The sequence below is a fragment of the Blautia sp. RTP21359st1_E11_RTP21359_211015 genome (genome assembly GCF_040910705.1).
Taxonomy (GTDB): domain Bacteria; phylum Bacillota; class Clostridia; order Lachnospirales; family Lachnospiraceae; genus Blautia_A; species Blautia_A fusiformis.
Genome location: NZ_JBDGAB010000032.1, coordinates 2,043 through 19,176, shown reverse-complemented (window position 1 = coordinate 19,176; position 17,134 = coordinate 2,043). Strand labels below are relative to the sequence as shown.

The following is a 17,134-nucleotide window of genomic DNA, read 5'->3' as shown; positions in this document are numbered from 1 at the left end:
TTCTTTCATTAGTTTATTCTAACTCATATATAATAAAATAGGTGGCTTACTGGCATTAGCCACCTGACTTACATTAGTTATACCGGGAATTCAATATTCCACAATCGTTCCCAGCCACCTGTATTGAATTCTTTCAGCTGATGCACATTTTTCTTTGCAGTCTCCCTGTCTATATCATGCTCAATGATCTGAAATACTGATGAAAAAAATCCCGTATAGATCATATGCATAAGGCTTTCCTCTACAATCGGTATTTTCACACCGTTCTCTTTCATCTTTTCCATATATTTCAGGCTGGACTTCATTTCCCGTTCTACCATATTGTGTATGAATAGTTCAAATTTTCCACTGTCTCCACATTTCAACAATAATCTGAAATTATCATAATGATCATAAATATAATCAACCATCTGCTCCATTCCATCACTGGATGTATACGACATATTCCTTGTCTGATCACTGGCCGAAAGCTTTTCAAACTCCTCAACGATCTGATCATAAATCTGATAAATGTGTTCCATATAGGGATCTGTCAGTGCATCAAAAAGTGCCTCTTTCGTCGGATAATATTTGTAAAATGCACCAGTAGTAAGTCCGGCATCTTTTACAATGTTTCTTAAAGATGCTCCGGTCAGACCATCTTTCAGGAAATGTTTTCTGGCTGTATTTAATATATTTTTTTGTGTATCTTCTGCTTTTGTCGACATTCTTTTCGTATCCTCTAAAGTTCTTTCCAAAATATAACAGTGCTATATAGTACTGTTATATTTTAACTCATTACAGGAATTTGTCAAGTCTGCTGTTTCGATTTTTTATTTTCCCGTGTATTCAATTTTCACTTAGCAGATGCATCTGTAGTTTGATTTTGCCGTCGTCACACCACATGATTCTCTTCAGCATCTTTCCTTTTGACCAATATAAACTTTTCATTGCTATATATAAGAACGGAACCATGATTCTGCGTGTTGCCTTTCCAATTTGTACAAACTGTCCACCATCAAAAAATACATGCTTTAACGGTATTTTTGCCTATGTCAGAAATGCCATGGCAAGATCTGCACCAATCGAAGATGCAACTACAAGTTCTATTTCTTTGATTCCATGTTTAAGCCTCCTCTTCGACTTTTTCAAAATCTACTGTCAGTTCCTTCATAGAAATTTTTACCACCTTAAAACCATACTGCAAAAGTTCCTTTTTGAATGTAAGGAACGAATGATCTATAGGCACTCCGGCAATGTTTTCAATTTCAGCAAAAGTCAACTTGAAATCGTCTGTTTTATTTTTATTGATTCACTTCCATAAAGGATTATATTTGCTCATAATTATCATTCATCTACTTTCCAAAACTATTTACAATATCCTTTGCCATCAGTCAGATTTACTCCACTTGCCACAACACTTTTCCTGGATAAAATATTTTCTTATCTTCTCCATTCCTTCTGCATCCATCTGATACTGATCTGCAATAGTTCCATTTTCAAAATGAATGACATCAGTGCAACACTCTATAATCAGTTCCAAATCATGTGTGATCACATAAACCGAAATTCCGGTATCCCACACTTCTCTTAGAACCTCTGCAACCTCCAGCATATGCTTATGATCAAGACCACTGGTTGGTTCATCCAAAAACAGCACAGAGCGCCCGGAGGCAATTGCAGATGCGATAGCCGCCCGCTGCTTCTGACCTCCGGAAAGTGACATTGGATGACGGTCTTTGACTTTTATCAGATCCAGCATATCAAGAAATTTGTCTGCTTCTTTCTCATTTTCTTCTTTCATGCTAATCATAACTTCATCCTGTATTGTCTCTGTAAAAAGCTGATGATTCACTTCCTGCATAACCATATAACAGGCTTTCAGCCTTTCTTTTGGTCTGTAAGTTTTTCCATTCCAGATGATTGTGCCACATTGTTTTTCCAAACCACAGAAACAACGGGAAAAAGTAGATTTTCCAGCTCCATTATTGCCCGTAATTGCGACAATCCGATTTGCCGGAATCTCACATTCTCTGATATATAAAATCTGTGGACCATTCTTATATGCAAAATTAAAATCATGAAGTTCCATTGTGGTTCTTTCTGATATCAACATCTCTGGCATAAGGAGATTTTCCAGAACATAAGCCCGCAGTCCCATCTCTTCTCGCTTTTCTTCTGTCAGATTTTCAAACTCTGTGGCTGAATAATCCTGAATAATCTGTCCCTCTTTCATATAAATAAACCGATCCGCCAGCCCACGCAGATAATACAGGCGATGCTCCGATATAATAATCGTTTTTCCCTGTTCCTTCCAGTGGGCGATTATTCTTCGCAGATCCATGATTGAAGCTGCATCCAGATTAGAAGAGGGTTCGTCCAGGACAAAAATATCCGGTTTCATAATAGAAACCCCTGCACAGGCAATCTTCTGCTTCTCTCCACCTGAAAGCTGAAAAATATTGCGTCCAATCAATTTTTTCAGATGCAGCTCCTGAATTGTAGCCTGCAATCGATCTTTGATTTCTTCCTTTGGCATTCCAAGATTTTCACATCCAAAAGTAATCTCGCTTGTTGTATCTACATTAAAAAACTGTGACCGTGGATTTTGAAAAACACTTCCAACAATTTTTGCTGTATCATACAGTGGCTGCTGCGAAACATTTATCCCATTTATCCATATCTCACCAGTTAATTTTCCTTCATAATAATGTGGAATCAACCCATTGATCATTCGAGTGAGTGTTGTTTTTCCACAACCGCTCTCCCCACATAGCACAATAACCTGACCATCTTCTATCTCCAGATCAATATCCCGGATTCCCACAGAATATTCATTATTTTCTCCATATGTAAATGTTGCATGATCTATTTTTATCATAATGTACTACCTCAAAAAACAATATACTGATGCAAAAAGAACAATATAAAGCATGCAAAGCAAACAACAATGGCACTAAAATCCTGTACATGAAAGCCAATCTCGCAGACATTGGTTCTTCTGACCGGTGCACCAAGTCCCCTTGTTAGAGCTGCTGCAGACAGCTCATCACCAATTTTTATTACGGATACCATCAATGGTATCAGCCGGTATTCAATCATAAGGAATGGATTTTTACCACCAAAACGGATATTTCTCATTTTCATTGCATCCCGGATTGCCTGATATTCTTCCTTGATTGTAGGAAAGAAACGGAAAATAACTGACAACGGTATTATGATTTTTTCTGTGACATGCATCCGCTCCATTGCACTGATAAACTCACTTACAGATGTAGAAGAAATCAGATATGCGCCTGTCATAATTCCCGGTGCAAAACGCGTCATAATTGATGTTGCTGCCAATATCAGAAAAGAAATCATACCACTCCAAACATTCAATGCCAGCCGCTCCAGTACAAAGCATACCGCATAGAGAACTGCATATTTACCGGCTGTTTTGAATTTGTGCTCTGACAAAATCAATGCAAATGGTATAAGGCTTAGTATTGGTTTCACTATATTCATGATTCCATCATTGCTGGTACTGAACATCAATGTTGTAATCGTTATAAGCATAAACAATTTTGTTCTAGGATCTAAAACAATTCCATTTCTGCTGTCAACAGTAGCAGATAATATCTCATCCATTACACGATTCCTGCTTTTACAAAGTGTTTTTTGAGCAACGCTTTTCCAATCATTCCTCCAATGATTGCGCAGATAAAGATACCTGCAATCACAAGAACAATGCTCCACATAGGCATGACAGCCATTACTTTATCTGCATACTCTTTACCAAAACTGGCTGCGAAGCTGGCTCTTGAATCTTCTACCATGAAGTACATTGGAATATATGTACCAACCATCCAGAGACTGAATACTGCATATCCAATCAGGCTCCTTTTAGCACTTTTATAATTGCCAAATTTCAGAATCAAATCTCCCAGCAGCCCAAAGATAAGCCCCAAAGGTACACCCCAATATCCCATTCCGGTAAGTCCCATCAAAAGGCCACTCAGAATTGCCATCAGCGTTACCATACCAAACTTCTTTACCCTTGTCAGGAATAACATAAATGGAATTCCTGTGATCAGTGTCCACAATGCACCAAGAATCGGAAGAAATATCGGAACAAAGCCAATCGGAATTGCCACACAACATCCGAGTACAAAATAAAGGACTGTGAAAAGTCCCAGATTAATCAGGTCCTTCGCCTGTAATTTGTTATTCATACAGAATACCTCCCTTGTATAATTAGCTCTATCTAACTACTCCATAAAATACCATATGTTTTGTTATATCTCTACAACCAAATATCATTTTAGCTCCAAACAGCATTTGGTTTTATTGTTGACTCTGCTCTCTTCAAATCCTATAATATTATCTGTTACAGGGCAAAAGTACTTATATCAGGGAGATCTTCTATGAAAATTAACGACGTGATCAAAAAATGTATCAAAATACCAGGTATATCCATAAAACAGGCTGAATATAGTATGGAGCTTATATTAAATACGAAGGAAGGTAAAGGTTCGATGACCTTTTTTTCACTTTTTCCCGGTCTGTCTCTGGCATATATTTTTATAAATTCTCCAACCTGGACGGCTCCCGACCTTCGATCAGACAGCTCCATTACAAAAGGTCCATTGCTTCTTAACTATTGTGTGACAGGTCGTTGTGAAATGATCCTGAACAACAAAAATTTTGTCTACATCAAAGACAGAGAACTTTCTCTCACAGAATGCTTCGCCCAAAAAGAATATGTTTATCCAAAGCGCATCTATGAGGGGCTTGAATTCTTTATTGATATAGATACATTTACTTTAGAAAATACATGGGTACAAAATGAATTTAGCATTGATTTCAGAAAAATCTCAAAGATGTTTTGTCCTCATGGAAGCACTTATATATCGACAGCGACCCACGAAACTGAGGAAATTCTCAAAAAACTATGGGAATTATATGATTTTCCGGCCTCTTTTGCAGTCATTCAAATGAAAATATATACGCTCGCTTTATTCTCAGTACTACAAAATTTGGAGGCTATCCCTAAGTCTCAGGCCTGCACTTTCTTTACTGAATCTCAGGTTAATATTGCTAAAAAGGTCGAAAATATCATCACCTCAGACCTAAGGCTGCATCATCCTGCGTGGGAATTGGCTGAATATTTTTCTATCAGCGAAACCAGTCTAAAAAATTATTTTCGCGGTGTTTACGGACAGAATATTTCTGTCTATCTGCGTGAAATGCGTATGAATAAAGCAGGCGAACTGCTTGCCTCAACACGACTGTCTGTAGCTGAGATTGCAGCACAGGTCGGATATCTGAATCAGAGCAAATTCGCCTCTGTGTTTAAAAAGCATTTTGGTGTATCACCTTTGGAATATCGCCGCACCAGACATTTAGACTCCTAAACTCTCCATTTTGTTGCCTCTCTTCTTTCAACAATAAAATGACGATAAATCCCATCCTGTCTCACAAGTTCTTCATGTATTCCCTGCTGTGCGGTTTTCCATTCTCCAGAGCGAAAATCCGTTCAGCTTTCTGTACTGTTTTTAGGCGGTGTGCAATCATAATAACAGCTTTATCATTTGTCAGGTACCACCCACTGGTCATTAAAATAACAAATTACATATAATCAAACTTCTTCCGAAGATATATTCTGAGTAGCATGATACCCATATTAATGAGTATAAATAGCAAAATCAAATTCACCGGCAGATATTTTCTAGTTACATCCCCAAGCACTGCTATCCCTGAAAGGCTTCCAATCAAAAACATTTGTGAAATTTCGTTCCACATTTTTTTGTATTGTTTTATTGTTTCCATAATTATCACCATTATGATTCCCATTATGAAAAGCACAGCTACGATTGCCAGAATCCTGATAACCCATACTTCCCCACCTGTATATGCTATTTTCTGGTTAAATCCATTATCATAAGTTGGATATACCAGCCATTTACAAAATCGAACATACCACATGAATGGAGCCATAAAAAAATCTATGAAATCATGTTGAAAAGCACCATTCTGTAGAATTGCAAACAGGACTACCGTAATGTATCCCATTCCCCAGAAATATTCTATAGACTTCATGCTTTCCGTTCTGTCCTTTACTTCTTTTTTCGCTTTACGAATTTCCAGCTCAGCACGTTTCTTTTCGTTACGGGCTTTGGATTCTGCCTGCTCTATCTTTTTCTCTGCTTCTTTTTGTTTCTTCTGTGCTTCATCTACTGCTTCAACAGATGATTTATTAACCTGTATCTGCAATTTAGAGTTCTGGTCCCGAACGTCTTTTATTTCTTCTTCGAGCTGCTCTTGCTCGCTCCTGCTCTTCAAGCCGTTTCTGTTCCTCAAATCGTCGTTGTTCTTCTGAAGCGATTGATTCAGCTTCTGCGTTTCGGACAGTTCGGTTGTCAAACGATGAATTTCGTCGTTTAATTTCCGAATTTCGTCTTGCATTTCGTGATTCTCGAAGAATAGCTTCTGTTTTTCCATTTTCAGCTTGTGTGTCCTTTCCTGAAATTTCTGGATAAACTCGTTCATCTTCTGATTTCTCACCTGTAACTCGTCTCTCTCTTCCGTCACTAGCTCCAGTGACGCCGCCTGCTCCTTCGCAAGCTGCTTCCACTTGTCGGTAGTATCCGGCAAGTTCTTCATCTGATCTGCTGTCTCTGTTGGCTGAATCTCTGGCTTTTTTCCTATTTCCATTAAATTCATTCTCTAGTCCCTCCTTGCTGATATCCAAATGAAATGTTTTGAACAGATTACTGTCACGTACTTTCTTTCCCTCTTGGTTCTGAAAAGTAATGTGCTTCCGTTTCTCTGTCCAGTTTACGTTCCATCCGAACTGCTTCATTTTTTCTATAAACTTTTCTTTGCTGATACAATTTTCCAGTGCTTTTAACACTGCCATTGCACAGTCCGCTACAAAGCTATCCTTTACCTGCTGACGGAACAGATTATATTTGTCTTTGCTCCATGCAATGACTTCCCCTTTTTCAATCTGACTTCCATCAAAATGCTTTCCTTTTTCGGCAACGGTCAGTCCTCGTTCCCGGCACATCTGATTGGTAAGCTGTTTCATACGTTCCAGATCTTTTCTGGTGTTATGCAGCTTTCTCCCATCTTCATAACTCACTGAATTAGTAACCAAATGGCAGTGGATATGGTCTTTATCCTTATGCACAGCCACTAAGGTCTGGAATCCACTGAACCAATTTTCTGCAAACTCTTTTCCAAATTCAAATGCCTGCTCCGGGGTGATCTGCTCATCCTTATGCCAGGAAATAATGTTGTGGGCATACATTCTCCCTGTATCTTTATTCCACATCTTCTTTTCTTCCAAAAAGGTTCTGTACACCAGATCATAATTAATTTCATTGTGACAGTACGGGCCTGTTATATAAGTAAGCAGCTCACTTGTCTTGTCCTGTCGTAAAACATATTCAATACAATTTCTCATTGCTCCATGTGTATTTGTCCGCTTATTAATCGTCTTATTAACTGCCATATCCTTTCACTCTCCTTCCGATACTTGAGAATATTTTTATTGAGGAAATACAACATACTGTCGTTTGGGATTTCTCCATCTGTATGCAGTTTTCTTGCAATCTGGTTGATATTTGTCGTAGCTCCCCGGAGCTGACAAAGGATATCCGCAAACATCTGGTTCAGTCTTTTCAGTTCTTCTATTTCCTCTGCCGTTGCTATCTTCAAGTCTGCGATTGCTTTTATCACAACTTCCTGCTGTGTTCTTCCGGATTCTTTAACCTTGCTCTGAAACAAATCGTATTCCTCTTTATTCATCCGTATGGTTACTGTATGATTTCGTTTTCTCATAGGCTTTTGTCTCCTTTCATTGCTTGATTTTCATTCTTTGTTAACAGCCACAGCGTTCTGGCGGCATATTGGTAGGAGATTTATAAGAGAGTGCAACGCTCTCTTATACAGGTGCAGGACAGCGTCCTAGTCAATCAGTAAGTGTTCCGTAGGAATGTCCGGTGGACATTTCGCAGGAATACTTACGCCATTGACGTGCCGGGGTTCCAAGGGGCGGAGCCCTCTGGCAAGTTTAGGAACAGCCCAAAGGCTGGCTCCGGTGCATAGTGGCTTGCCACTTTGCGAAACTTGCCTGTCATCTCCCCACCACTGAATCGACACCCGCCAGGCAATATTTTCCACCCTACATTATCAAATCCAAATGGAGATGACGGTGGGTTTGTGGTGCAGGAGCCGACTGCGGAAGAAAAAGAAAAGCTCCACCTTTCATAGATTTTCCCTTTCTGAAACAGGCTGGTCATGCACCACTCCGATGCGAAGTATCGGACAATCATGTGCCGTATCCGGCACCCTATATCTTTTCTTTGCCTGTTTGTACACCCCTCTCATCTGCAAACACCTTTCTGCCATATTTCCCTGTTATTTCTGTCTTTCTTTTTCTGAACTGCTTTCTATTTCTGCTGAAAGGCATAAAAATAGCAGTCATGAACATTTCTCCAACTCATAATGTCTGAAATGCTATCACTGCTATTGTCTTTTTCTGCTATTCTGTTTTCGTAAAACTATTCTTTACTGTCAGTCCTTTTTCCTGTTACTGCTATTTTATTTTGTCGCAAATTTCAAGCAGGTCATGTAATAAATTCTCCAGTTTCATAAGTCTGCGATGCTGATACCAGATCAATCCTGGCAATCCCGCTGCAAGAAAGAACGAAGCACACAAAATCTTTATTGCCTGTCCTCTGCTGCTTATCCCTCCATATCCAAATCCACATACCAGATTCACGAATAAAACATAGAAATATCCACAAAATAAGACAAACTCAAAAATCCACACCAGCACCTTTTTCACTTTCTCTTTCACTCTGTACTTCTCCCTCCTACATTTTTAAATTCAGTGTAGCGAATTTCCCGCTATATTTCAATAGTGAATATCTCGCTAAGTTATTATTATGCTAGAGGTGAAACACATGTATCAGAGAATACGGGATCTGCGTGAAGATCGTGACCTTACGCAGAAGAATATGGGTGAAATCCTAAATTGCAGTCAGCGTATTTACAGTAATTATGAATGTGGTGATGTCGATATCCCTACTCACATTCTGATTAAACTGGCTGAATTTCATAATACCAGCGTTGATTATCTGCTAAACCTGACAGATGATAAACGTCCTTACCCAAGAAAAAAGAATAGCTCCACTTAAAGCAGTCTGATTTATTTTATGTAAGCCAGACTGCTTTTCTTTTATAATCAGCTAAAAACTGTCTGCAAAATCCAGTGCTGCATCCATATCAGCTTCTTTCTCCCAGTCCAGATTATCTTCTGCGATCTCTTCATCCGTTTTCTCCATTGTTAGTGTTCTGTCTGGCAGATTAATTTCTCCTACCGATTCTTTTACAAACGGTACAAGCATTTCCATCAGATTCTTCGCTATAGCCATCGGGGCAGATTCTTTCACTCCATCCCGGACAGCTGTTTCCACTCTTTCCAGAAAAGCATCTTCCTTTTCTCTGGTTTCCAGATACGGATCTGCTTCATTCCTGTACTCTCTGGAAAAATAATCGTTTAAAGCAACTACAACTGCTCTGGTGTACGATTTATATTTTTCCCTGTCCATCGTCTGCAAATATTCCCATGCCTGCCTGTCCTGTTCATCACAAAGATTCAAACGGATATTTGTGTTGATGATTTTCCGTTCTTTTCTCATACAAGCATCCCTCCGTTTCTCTGGATTTTCCTTACGCTCATTGCTTCATAGCCTTTCGCTGTGGCACAGATGTCCCGTACAATTGTCACCCGGCTCTTGTCATATTCTCCAAAATTCTGGATCATACAACCGCCACCGCCGACCACATACAGACGCATCAGTTCTGGATTATATTCCCGTTCTCTCAGCTTATGAAAGATTTCTTTCGTATAATCTCCGGCAGCTTTACGAATGACTGTCAGATATTTCTCACCAATATCTGCTGTCCCGGTACGGATCACCTGCTCAATCACCAGATCATCCACCACTGTTCCCAGTTCTTTCAACAAAGATTCCCTGACTGCAAGCACACACTGGTGCGTTCCATATTTCTCTGTAAAGCATTTCTTCTCTAATGGACGGGAATTATTGATATACATGATGTTCATAGTCCCGTTTCCAATATCCACAAGCATGTTGATTCCTTTGAAATCCTGTAAACGGTAAAAAGCTGCTGCAAATCCCTGTGGGTAAATATCAGCTCCTGCAAACTCCACACGATATTCTTTATTGCGGAATGTAAAATCCACACATTTATTCTGGAGAAGATATTTCTGGAAATCTTCTTTCTGTATAGCTACCCAGGTAAGTGGAAGTCCGGCTGCAATGTGTACCTTTGCCCGGTTCATACCTTTCCCATCCAGTTCCCTTGCGATAGCCGCCAGTGTCAGCACATAATAGTCCTCGTCCTGCGTTTTCTCTGCATAGAACTCCTTGTGTTCCTCTCCGATCTGGTAATACATGTCATTGTAAACAAGAAGATTATTCTGGAAGATTGGCTCCTTGTCATATCTGGCTACACCGGATGGAAAGCATCTGGTGGCTGTTTTCATGTTTCCATACCCATGATCAATCCCGATCACCATAACTGTCTCATTATTGTTGTTTTTCATCATTCTCATAATCATACCTCATACTTTCTTAATATTTATTTTTGACTTTCTCCCAAATTTGGGAAAAACCTATATTTGTATCAGCTAAAACGTTGATACATGAAAAAGGGCAGTTAGTGTAAAAAAAGCAAAATTTTATGTACTCTGGCAGCTATCTTTGTTATTTCTCCTGCTCCGGTAACATTTCTTTTTGCTTATTTTGCCCTAAATGCCCTTAATTTCCTGATTCATATTTAATTGTAACTGTTTATAATCTATATCTGTTTCTTCAAAAGGTATTCTTTCTTCTGGATCTACAGGGCAAAAATCTTCTTCCTTAACTGCAATATCCTGATAATAAAACTCACCATTGTACTGCTTCAGAAGGAAACCTTTATCTGTCATATTTCTGAAAAAGTTGGATTTACCATGCCCCTGTCTGCCATTCTCTTTACAGTATTCCTCATACATATGGAACACTTCACTTCGTTTCAGACGTTTTCCTTTGGCACGCACCAATGACTCATCAATAAAAGCACAGATACTATCTGACGTCCGTTGCACTTCTCTTACACATTCTTTGCTGTGTTCGCTCTCCGTGAACTTTCCCTGTTCGTACAGATTTTTCAATGCAATCATCGCCATATGAATTGCATAATCGGATTCTGCCTGTACCTTTTCCTTTAAGTGCAGATCTTTTTCACCACTTTTTACTACCCGGTTCATATCAAGAATCAGTAGTCTACGGTAAAAAGCATCTGACTTATCCTCAAGATTCTGCGGCATTTCATTGGTAGAAAAAAGCAGCTTCGCATAAGAGTGGAAATGAATTGCATCCTGTCCTTTTTTCTCATAAATCAGTGTGTCCTCACCGACTGCTTTCTTTAATACATCTGTGTTCTCCATTGCTTTGCATGGAATATCTGCACAGGCATTTAACAGCTTTCCATACATTCCAGTCGCATAGAATCGTTTATTTAAATCCTGTAAAGAAATACTGGACATATTGGTGATTCCAACTACATGCTGGATCAGCGATACTGCCACAGACTTTCCGGTTCCACCATTTCCTTTCAATGTAAGGAATTTCTGAAACTGCGTATCCTGTGTCATGCAGTATCCAAAATACTCCCAGAATGTCTGCTGTTCTTCTTTGTTAGGAAGAGACGATGCCAGATACTTTTTTATATTTTCTCCACCTTGTAACACCTGCTCACAATCTTCTGGATAATAGGGAAATGGTATCTGATTGATTGTCAGATAATCTGGATTGTGTTCCAACATTTCGCCTTTAACCGGATCATAATATCCATTTTTGAAATTGATCCACCGCACAGGTTGTTTATTTAGTTCATATGCCTCTCGGTGAACTTTTGGCTGTGCGATCAGTAGATTATAGATTCTTTTGATCACTCCACTCTGTACCTGATCACGATAGATCAGCTTCTGGATACGGTATTTCATTCTTACACCATCATGGTCTTCCAGGAAAACACCATGCTCATAATAATACGGTGTGATTCCCACCACAAAAAACTGAACATTCTCCACCAGGTAATCTACAATCTCCATATCCCGGACACCTTTCACATTCCCTTTTGCATCAAATAAGTGAAAACGGCTCAGTTCCGGTTCTTCTTTCGGATCTCGCTCAAACCGAAGAATATACTGTTCCAGTAATTTCTCAACTTCTTTCTGATTATCCAGTTTGCCAAGGTACTCCTTCTCTTTGAACAACTGCCAGCCCGCTTTTCCATCAAGACCAGCGTCTTTGAAAAATGTCTGTAACTTATCATTCATCCACTTCACCGTACAGGCAGTCACATAATGATAGGCACTCTGACAGCTTCCAGTAAACTGAATAGATCTCATTTCCTCTATAAAAGAATCTGCACTGAAATAATATCCATCATCTTCCTGCACCAGACAAAGTGCCTGATAACCTGACATCACAATATTCAATGCGATATCCTGATTGTCCACCAGAAAAATATAGGTCTGTGCTGTCCCTTCCGGATTGGTTTCCATATAATGCTTCAAAAACTTCTTGTTCAAACTTATCACTTCCTTTCAGACAAAGAAAAAGACGCAAGCCATATTTTATGACTCACGCCTTACTTCACTCACAATATTCTATTTTTATCAGTTACCTGCCAGATTGGTTACTGGCAATTCTTATGCATAAATCAATTCTTTCAAGATAATCTCCTCTGCAATCGCTCTGTGCTGATTAGCTGCTCTTACCCATGCCATCTGATCTTTCTCCTTATCTGGCAGTGGTTCTTTTTCTTTCAACTGCTCCAGGATCACTTCTTCCCGGTCTCTTGCTGCCTTGTCCACTTCCAGAAGATGCTCGCCAATCGTATCCTGTAAAAGCATCACCTGATACGTTGAGTTTCGATGGTTCTTCAGATAATCTCTGCGAAGAAATCCATATTTGCCAAGTCGCTCCATCTGCTCACCGGATTTATAGGTGAGATTCGGAATCAGGTATCCATTTACATTTGTATAAGTCAGTTTCATATCCCTATGACCTCTCTTTCGTTTAAACTTTTATCTGTAACAGAACCAACTGTTCATGTTACGTCATTGCTACAAATCTTTCTTTCCATATTATTTTAAATCCAACCCGGGCAGATTTTCTTCAAAATCATGGTGAAAGTGCTTCGTTTCTGTGTTGGGAAAATGAACGGAAACACTTGATTTTACTGACTTTCTTCAATGTAACCTTATTATAACGTCCTCCCCCCATCCCACCTCCACATTCGGATATTCCTCATATCCGCCCACACTCTGTGCGCCTTTCCTCAGATATGCCTTCACCTTTTCCCCATAAAGAAACGGATCATTTCCTTTCACGATCCCCCATTCCATAAGCAGAGCTGCGCTTCCGCTGACAAAGGGTGCCGCAAAGGAGGTTCCGGTGACAGTGGCGTAGCCTCCGCCGGGAACCGGGGCGGAGATGGATACACCGGGAGCTGCGAGATCAGGCTTCCGGATCGGCAAGAACTGACTTCCCCTTCCGGAAAAATCTGCGTAGGCATTCTGTCTGGAATCATAAGCTCCAACAGAAATAACTTTTCCGGCAGTGGAAGGAATCGTCAAAGTTCCCACAGCCCGCGGAGAATAAAACCCGGTTCCGCGATTCAGTACATTTCCACCCGGCAGCCAGAGGAAATACTGCCCGGAGCGCACACGTTTTCCACTTAAAAGAACTTTCCAGACACCGCTGTCCACATAATTACCCTCAGGAATGAAATCTATGTAGATTTCCTGGGACAGCTGATAGGGACCGGGTTTTCCATAATAGATCAAAAGCTCTGTATTTTCCAGCAGATGCCGCTGTGGACCCAGCCTTTCATATAATGGACCGATCCGTTCTCCGGACGGACTTTCCAGATAAATTTCCATCTCATCTTCATAATCCTTCCATAACTGTACATTTAATGTGGGCTCAAAAGCTCCCACCGCCAACTGGATCTCTTCTGTTTTCCCCTGCTGCAGGATTCCTCCTGCATGCCAGGGCTGGCTGCCGTTATTTCCGGTTCCTGTAACGATCACAGTCCGCCCCATGGCCGCAACTGTATCAATATAGTTTTCCAGAAGAGAATCCCCTCTGTGTGTTCATTATAACTAGGGGAAAATTACTGTAAAAAAATTTGCAGTCTTTACACTGCCTGTTTTTCTACCGGATAAGGCGACTGATACTTAAATACAATATCAATGCTCTTATCTCCATTCACAACAATTTTTTCAATCAATTCTGTCACAATTTCTCTTGTCACTTCGGATAATGTTCCATACTTGATAAATTTCTCTATCCAGTTTTCATAAGATTCTTCTGCCTCTCCAAAGCTGTCTTTCTCTAGTTCTGCCAACTGAATCTTCGCCCTGATATCTTTATCCTGCTTTTCATATTCTGCCTTATAGGAGAGATATTCTTCTTTATCCAGAACACCATCTACATAATTTTCGTAAGTTTTCTTTTTATACTTTTGGACAGCCGCAAGTTCTTTTTGTAACCGTTCAATCTGCTGGTCTGCTTCTGCACATCGTCTCTGCACCTCCTTCTTCCTATCTGCTACTTTTAATATTTCATCCTTATCACTTTCTTTCAGTGCCAGTTCCGCTTGTCTTTGGATTTCATTTTTTACAATAGAATCCAATACTTCTTTTTTAATGAAATGAGAATAACAAACTGTGTTTCCTTTTTTGTGATAGGTACCGCACTCATAACCGTCCCGACAAGTAACCCTCTGGAAATTATATCCGCAATCTCCACAAACAATAATTCCTGCGTATGGATTTACCTTTCTCACTTCGCTATTAAATCCCGGTGTCCGTGTTCTTTTCTTCATAAGTTCCTGTACCTGCTCAAAAGTATCTTTGCTAATAATTGCTTCGTGCATTCCTTCCACAATATACTGCTGTTCCTCTGGAATATATTGATACTTTTCCACTTTATAGGATATCTTTTCTGATTTATGCTGTACCATAGCCCCTGTATAAACTCTGTTTCGCAAAATTACATTGATCGTAGGATATGCCCAGCCCTTTGCACCCGCTTTTTCTAATGCATTGGCATATTTCAATCCCTGCACCTTTCTCTTATACTCTGACGGTGTCAGAATTCCTTCCTGATTCAGTTTCTTTGCAATACCATCCCTGGAATATCCTTCCAAACTCATATAAAAGATTCTCCGTACCACTTTAGCTGCTTCTTCATCTACAAGAAAATGATGCTTATCTGCCGGATCTTTTACATATCCATATGGGGCAAACCCAGACATAAACTGTCCCCGTTTCTTCTGGGCGGTCAATGCACCTCTGATTTTCTTAGATATATCACGACTATACATATCATTAAACAACGTCTTAAACTGTGCCAATTCTTCATTACTGTGATGAACAGAATCCACGCCATCCAAAATTGCAATATAACGCACACCCAAAGATGGAAAAACACGCTCAATATAGTTACTGGTTTCAATATGTTCACGCCCAAGCCGGGAAATATCTTTCGTAATAACGCCTTGAATTTTCCCTTTGTAGATATCCTCCATCATCCGCTGAAATTCCGGTCTATTCGCAAAATAAAGCCCCGAATAACCGTCATCAATATAAATATCTGCGATTTCCAGATCCTCTGATTTAGTCACATACTCACGAATCAGTTTCATCTGATTTTCAATACTCTCACTAACTTTATTCTCTCCATCATCCTTCGACAGACGACAATATACACCCATCTGATACATCATATCACCCCATCTTTCTCAAGTATTCTATCTGGTGAACTCTCTACTGAAGCAAACTTAAAATATATATCTATTTTCTGCTCTGGATATACATAAATTTTATCAACTAACTCCACAAGCGCTTCTCTGGTAAGCTGCTTTACCGTTATTCTTCTGCGATTAAAGTGCTCCAACCATATCTTTGTTTCATTGACCGCCGCCCGCTGCCTTTGCTCTTCATGGTTCAGTTCTGATAATTCTTTTTGATATTTCTGATTCTCTGTTTCATACATCTGTTTTAATTCCAGATATTCCTCTTTGGAAAGTACTTCATCCATAAACTGTTCATATGCTCGTTTCCGGTATTCCAGATTTCTTTCTATTTTTGCCTGCAATTTTGCAATTTTACCATCCAGTTCCGGCTGTTTCTGTCTGATCTGAGTTTCCAGATTCTTCATATCCATCTTCATCTGTTTCAATTGCTGGTTGATTGCAAATACAACCAGTTCATCCAGCTTTTCAAATGTAATATGATTCAGCTCACAGTAATTCTGCCCCTGCTTCTGATGAAAACCACACATATATCCGTCATAGTCTTTATGAGATGCCAGATAACGTTTTCGCATGGCTGTTTTACATTTCCCACAAAAGAGCAGTCCCACATATTTATGTGGTTCATTGTTTTTATCAAAATAGGAAACTCTGCGCCCCTTTCTTATTTGCTGAACCCTATCAAACTCTTCTTTAGAAATGATTGCCTCATGTGCATCCGGCACCAGCTCCATTTCTTCCAGGGGAATTGCCTTTTTGTATTTCAGCTTATAAGACGGTCTTTCATGTTTCCGAATCACAACCGCCCCAGTATAGACCGGATTCTTTAAAATTCCACTTACAGTAGACGATGTCCACAGACCTTTTCCCGAATCCCATACATAATTGGTTTTTAAAACTTCCTTTTTATATTTTGCGGGACAAGGGATTTCATCTTCATTCAAAGTCCTGCAAATAACCGTACAGCCAAATCCATTTTGATACATTCTGTAAATTCTTCGAACAACCTCGGCTGCATAAGGATCAATTTCCAGATGATTATGAATTGTTTTACTTTTCACATATCCAAAGGGGGGCTGTTTCGGAGTATATTCGCCCATACTTCTTTTGGTCTGAATCGTTGTCTTAATCTTTCTGGATGTATCTCTCAAATACATATCATTCAGCAAAGTTTTTATTTCTAACATTTCATCATAAGTTCCAACGGCTGAATCATAATTATCCAGAATCGAAACAATCCGAATCTGTTTCTCCGGGAAATATT

The 17,134-nt window shown here is 39.6% G+C and carries 19 protein-coding genes; 2 read left to right on the top strand and 17 right to left on the bottom strand.

Annotated elements, in window-relative coordinates; translation table 11 throughout:
• Window positions 1-77 precede the first annotated feature (77 nt).
• From AB5026_RS11825 to AB5026_RS11805, 5 genes are all read right to left on the bottom strand, one after another.
• Window positions 78-707, bottom strand: a complete 630-nt coding sequence (locus tag AB5026_RS11825) for a TetR/AcrR family transcriptional regulator (RefSeq protein ID WP_008369863.1) — start codon at window positions 705-707, stop codon at window positions 78-80.
• A gap of 398 nt (window positions 708-1,105) precedes the next feature.
• Window positions 1,106-1,291 (bottom strand): hypothetical protein, encoded by a 186-nt coding sequence (locus AB5026_RS11820; protein ID WP_227159739.1) that lies wholly within the window; start codon window positions 1,289-1,291, stop codon window positions 1,106-1,108.
• A gap of 78 nt (window positions 1,292-1,369) precedes the next feature.
• Window positions 1,370-2,860, bottom strand: coding sequence for an ABC transporter ATP-binding protein (locus AB5026_RS11815; protein ID WP_005333781.1), 1,491 nt, complete (start codon window positions 2,858-2,860; stop codon window positions 1,370-1,372).
• An 11-nt stretch (window positions 2,861-2,871) separates the two neighbouring features.
• On the bottom strand, window positions 2,872-3,609 hold the full coding sequence (locus tag AB5026_RS11810; RefSeq protein ID WP_005333779.1) for an energy-coupling factor transporter transmembrane component T: 738 nt from the start codon (window positions 3,607-3,609) through the stop codon (window positions 2,872-2,874).
• Window positions 3,609-4,193 (bottom strand): MptD family putative ECF transporter S component, encoded by a 585-nt coding sequence (locus AB5026_RS11805; protein WP_005333775.1) that lies wholly within the window; start codon window positions 4,191-4,193, stop codon window positions 3,609-3,611. Before AB5026_RS11805 ends, AB5026_RS11810 begins: the two co-directional genes overlap by 1 nt.
• Before the next feature lie 192 nt (window positions 4,194-4,385).
• Between AB5026_RS11805 and AB5026_RS11800 the strand changes: the two genes are divergently transcribed.
• Window positions 4,386-5,375 (top strand): AraC family transcriptional regulator, encoded by a 990-nt coding sequence (locus AB5026_RS11800; protein WP_005333772.1) that lies wholly within the window; start codon window positions 4,386-4,388, stop codon window positions 5,373-5,375.
• Between the two features lie 214 nt (window positions 5,376-5,589).
• Here the strand turns inward: AB5026_RS11800 and AB5026_RS11795 are convergent, their stop codons facing one another.
• The 5 genes from AB5026_RS11795 to AB5026_RS11775 all read right to left on the bottom strand — a co-directional run bounded on the left by AB5026_RS11795 (window position 5,590) and on the right by AB5026_RS11775 (window position 8,827).
• Entirely contained in the window at window positions 5,590-6,303 is a 714-nt protein-coding gene (locus tag AB5026_RS11795; RefSeq protein ID WP_242981852.1) for a DUF6040 family protein, read from the bottom strand.
• Window positions 6,236-7,477 (bottom strand): relaxase/mobilization nuclease domain-containing protein, encoded by a 1,242-nt coding sequence (locus tag AB5026_RS11790; protein ID WP_227189164.1) that lies wholly within the window; start codon window positions 7,475-7,477, stop codon window positions 6,236-6,238. Before AB5026_RS11790 ends, AB5026_RS11795 begins: the two co-directional genes overlap by 68 nt.
• Window positions 7,426-7,806 (bottom strand): plasmid mobilization relaxosome protein MobC, encoded by a 381-nt coding sequence (mobC, locus tag AB5026_RS11785; protein WP_172675350.1) that lies wholly within the window; start codon window positions 7,804-7,806, stop codon window positions 7,426-7,428. The genes AB5026_RS11790 and mobC overlap by 52 nt, the downstream gene beginning before the upstream one ends.
• 511 nt (window positions 7,807-8,317) lie before the next feature.
• Window positions 8,318-8,452, bottom strand: coding sequence for a hypothetical protein (locus tag AB5026_RS11780; RefSeq protein WP_015540887.1), 135 nt, complete (start codon window positions 8,450-8,452; stop codon window positions 8,318-8,320).
• A gap of 111 nt (window positions 8,453-8,563) precedes the next feature.
• Window positions 8,564-8,827 carry a hypothetical protein gene (locus AB5026_RS11775; protein WP_005333764.1) on the bottom strand — a complete coding sequence of 88 codons (264 nt, stop codon included), beginning with the start codon at window positions 8,825-8,827 and terminating at the stop codon, window positions 8,564-8,566.
• A 106-nt stretch (window positions 8,828-8,933) separates the two neighbouring features.
• Between AB5026_RS11775 and AB5026_RS11770 the strand changes: the two genes are divergently transcribed.
• Window positions 8,934-9,167, top strand: coding sequence for a helix-turn-helix domain-containing protein (locus tag AB5026_RS11770; protein ID WP_015540886.1), 234 nt, complete (start codon window positions 8,934-8,936; stop codon window positions 9,165-9,167).
• A 51-nt stretch (window positions 9,168-9,218) separates the two neighbouring features.
• On the opposite strand, the gene AB5026_RS11765 is transcribed toward AB5026_RS11770, so the two are convergent.
• The 7 genes from AB5026_RS11765 to AB5026_RS11735 form a co-directional block, all read right to left on the bottom strand.
• Window positions 9,219-9,671 (bottom strand): hypothetical protein, encoded by a 453-nt coding sequence (locus AB5026_RS11765; protein ID WP_005333760.1) that lies wholly within the window; start codon window positions 9,669-9,671, stop codon window positions 9,219-9,221.
• Window positions 9,668-10,612 (bottom strand): ParM/StbA family protein, encoded by a 945-nt coding sequence (locus tag AB5026_RS11760; RefSeq protein WP_368213372.1) that lies wholly within the window; start codon window positions 10,610-10,612, stop codon window positions 9,668-9,670. Before AB5026_RS11760 ends, AB5026_RS11765 begins: the two co-directional genes overlap by 4 nt.
• Before the next feature lie 195 nt (window positions 10,613-10,807).
• Complete coding sequence (locus AB5026_RS11755; RefSeq protein ID WP_368213371.1) at window positions 10,808-12,646, bottom strand: phage/plasmid primase, P4 family; 1,839 nt, start codon at window positions 12,644-12,646, stop codon at window positions 10,808-10,810.
• A 111-nt stretch (window positions 12,647-12,757) separates the two neighbouring features.
• Window positions 12,758-13,105 (bottom strand): TnpV protein, encoded by a 348-nt coding sequence (locus AB5026_RS11750; protein WP_055297172.1) that lies wholly within the window; start codon window positions 13,103-13,105, stop codon window positions 12,758-12,760.
• A 195-nt stretch (window positions 13,106-13,300) separates the two neighbouring features.
• A complete protein-coding gene (locus AB5026_RS11745) occupies window positions 13,301-14,143 on the bottom strand; it encodes a S8 family serine peptidase (protein WP_242981854.1) in 843 nt (280 codons plus the stop codon).
• A 107-nt stretch (window positions 14,144-14,250) separates the two neighbouring features.
• Window positions 14,251-15,843, bottom strand: coding sequence for a recombinase family protein (locus AB5026_RS11740; protein WP_173739469.1), 1,593 nt, complete (start codon window positions 15,841-15,843; stop codon window positions 14,251-14,253).
• On the bottom strand, window positions 15,840-17,134 hold a 1,295-nt coding region (locus AB5026_RS11735), incomplete at its 5' end, for a recombinase family protein (protein ID WP_368213369.1). The genes AB5026_RS11740 and AB5026_RS11735, both read right to left, overlap by 4 nt.

Excerpts from the sequence above, each read along its gene's own strand:
- AB5026_RS11810 (WP_005333779.1), bottom strand. The coding sequence starts at position 3,609 with ATGGATGAGATATTATCTGCTACTGTTGACAGCAGAAATGGAATTGTT.
- AB5026_RS11790 (WP_227189164.1), bottom strand. The coding sequence starts at position 7,477 with ATGGCAGTTAATAAGACGATTAATAAGCGGACAAATACACATGGAGCA.
- AB5026_RS11765 (WP_005333760.1), bottom strand. The coding sequence starts at position 9,671 with ATGAGAAAAGAACGGAAAATCATCAACACAAATATCCGTTTGAATCTT.
- mobC (WP_172675350.1), bottom strand. The coding sequence starts at position 7,806 with ATGAGAAAACGAAATCATACAGTAACCATACGGATGAATAAAGAGGAA.
- AB5026_RS11750 (WP_055297172.1), bottom strand. The coding sequence starts at position 13,105 with ATGAAACTGACTTATACAAATGTAAATGGATACCTGATTCCGAATCTC.
- AB5026_RS11770 (WP_015540886.1), top strand. The coding sequence starts at position 8,934 with ATGTATCAGAGAATACGGGATCTGCGTGAAGATCGTGACCTTACGCAG.
- AB5026_RS11825 (WP_008369863.1), bottom strand. The coding sequence starts at position 707 with ATGTCGACAAAAGCAGAAGATACACAAAAAAATATATTAAATACAGCC.
- AB5026_RS11780 (WP_015540887.1), bottom strand. The coding sequence starts at position 8,452 with ATGACTGCTATTTTTATGCCTTTCAGCAGAAATAGAAAGCAGTTCAGA.
- AB5026_RS11815 (WP_005333781.1), bottom strand. The coding sequence starts at position 2,860 with ATGATAAAAATAGATCATGCAACATTTACATATGGAGAAAATAATGAA.
- AB5026_RS11740 (WP_173739469.1), bottom strand. The coding sequence starts at position 15,843 with ATGATGTATCAGATGGGTGTATATTGTCGTCTGTCGAAGGATGATGGA.
- AB5026_RS11760 (WP_368213372.1), bottom strand. The coding sequence starts at position 10,612 with ATGAGAATGATGAAAAACAACAATAATGAGACAGTTATGGTGATCGGG.
- AB5026_RS11800 (WP_005333772.1), top strand. The coding sequence starts at position 4,386 with ATGAAAATTAACGACGTGATCAAAAAATGTATCAAAATACCAGGTATA.
- AB5026_RS11805 (WP_005333775.1), bottom strand. The coding sequence starts at position 4,193 with ATGAATAACAAATTACAGGCGAAGGACCTGATTAATCTGGGACTTTTC.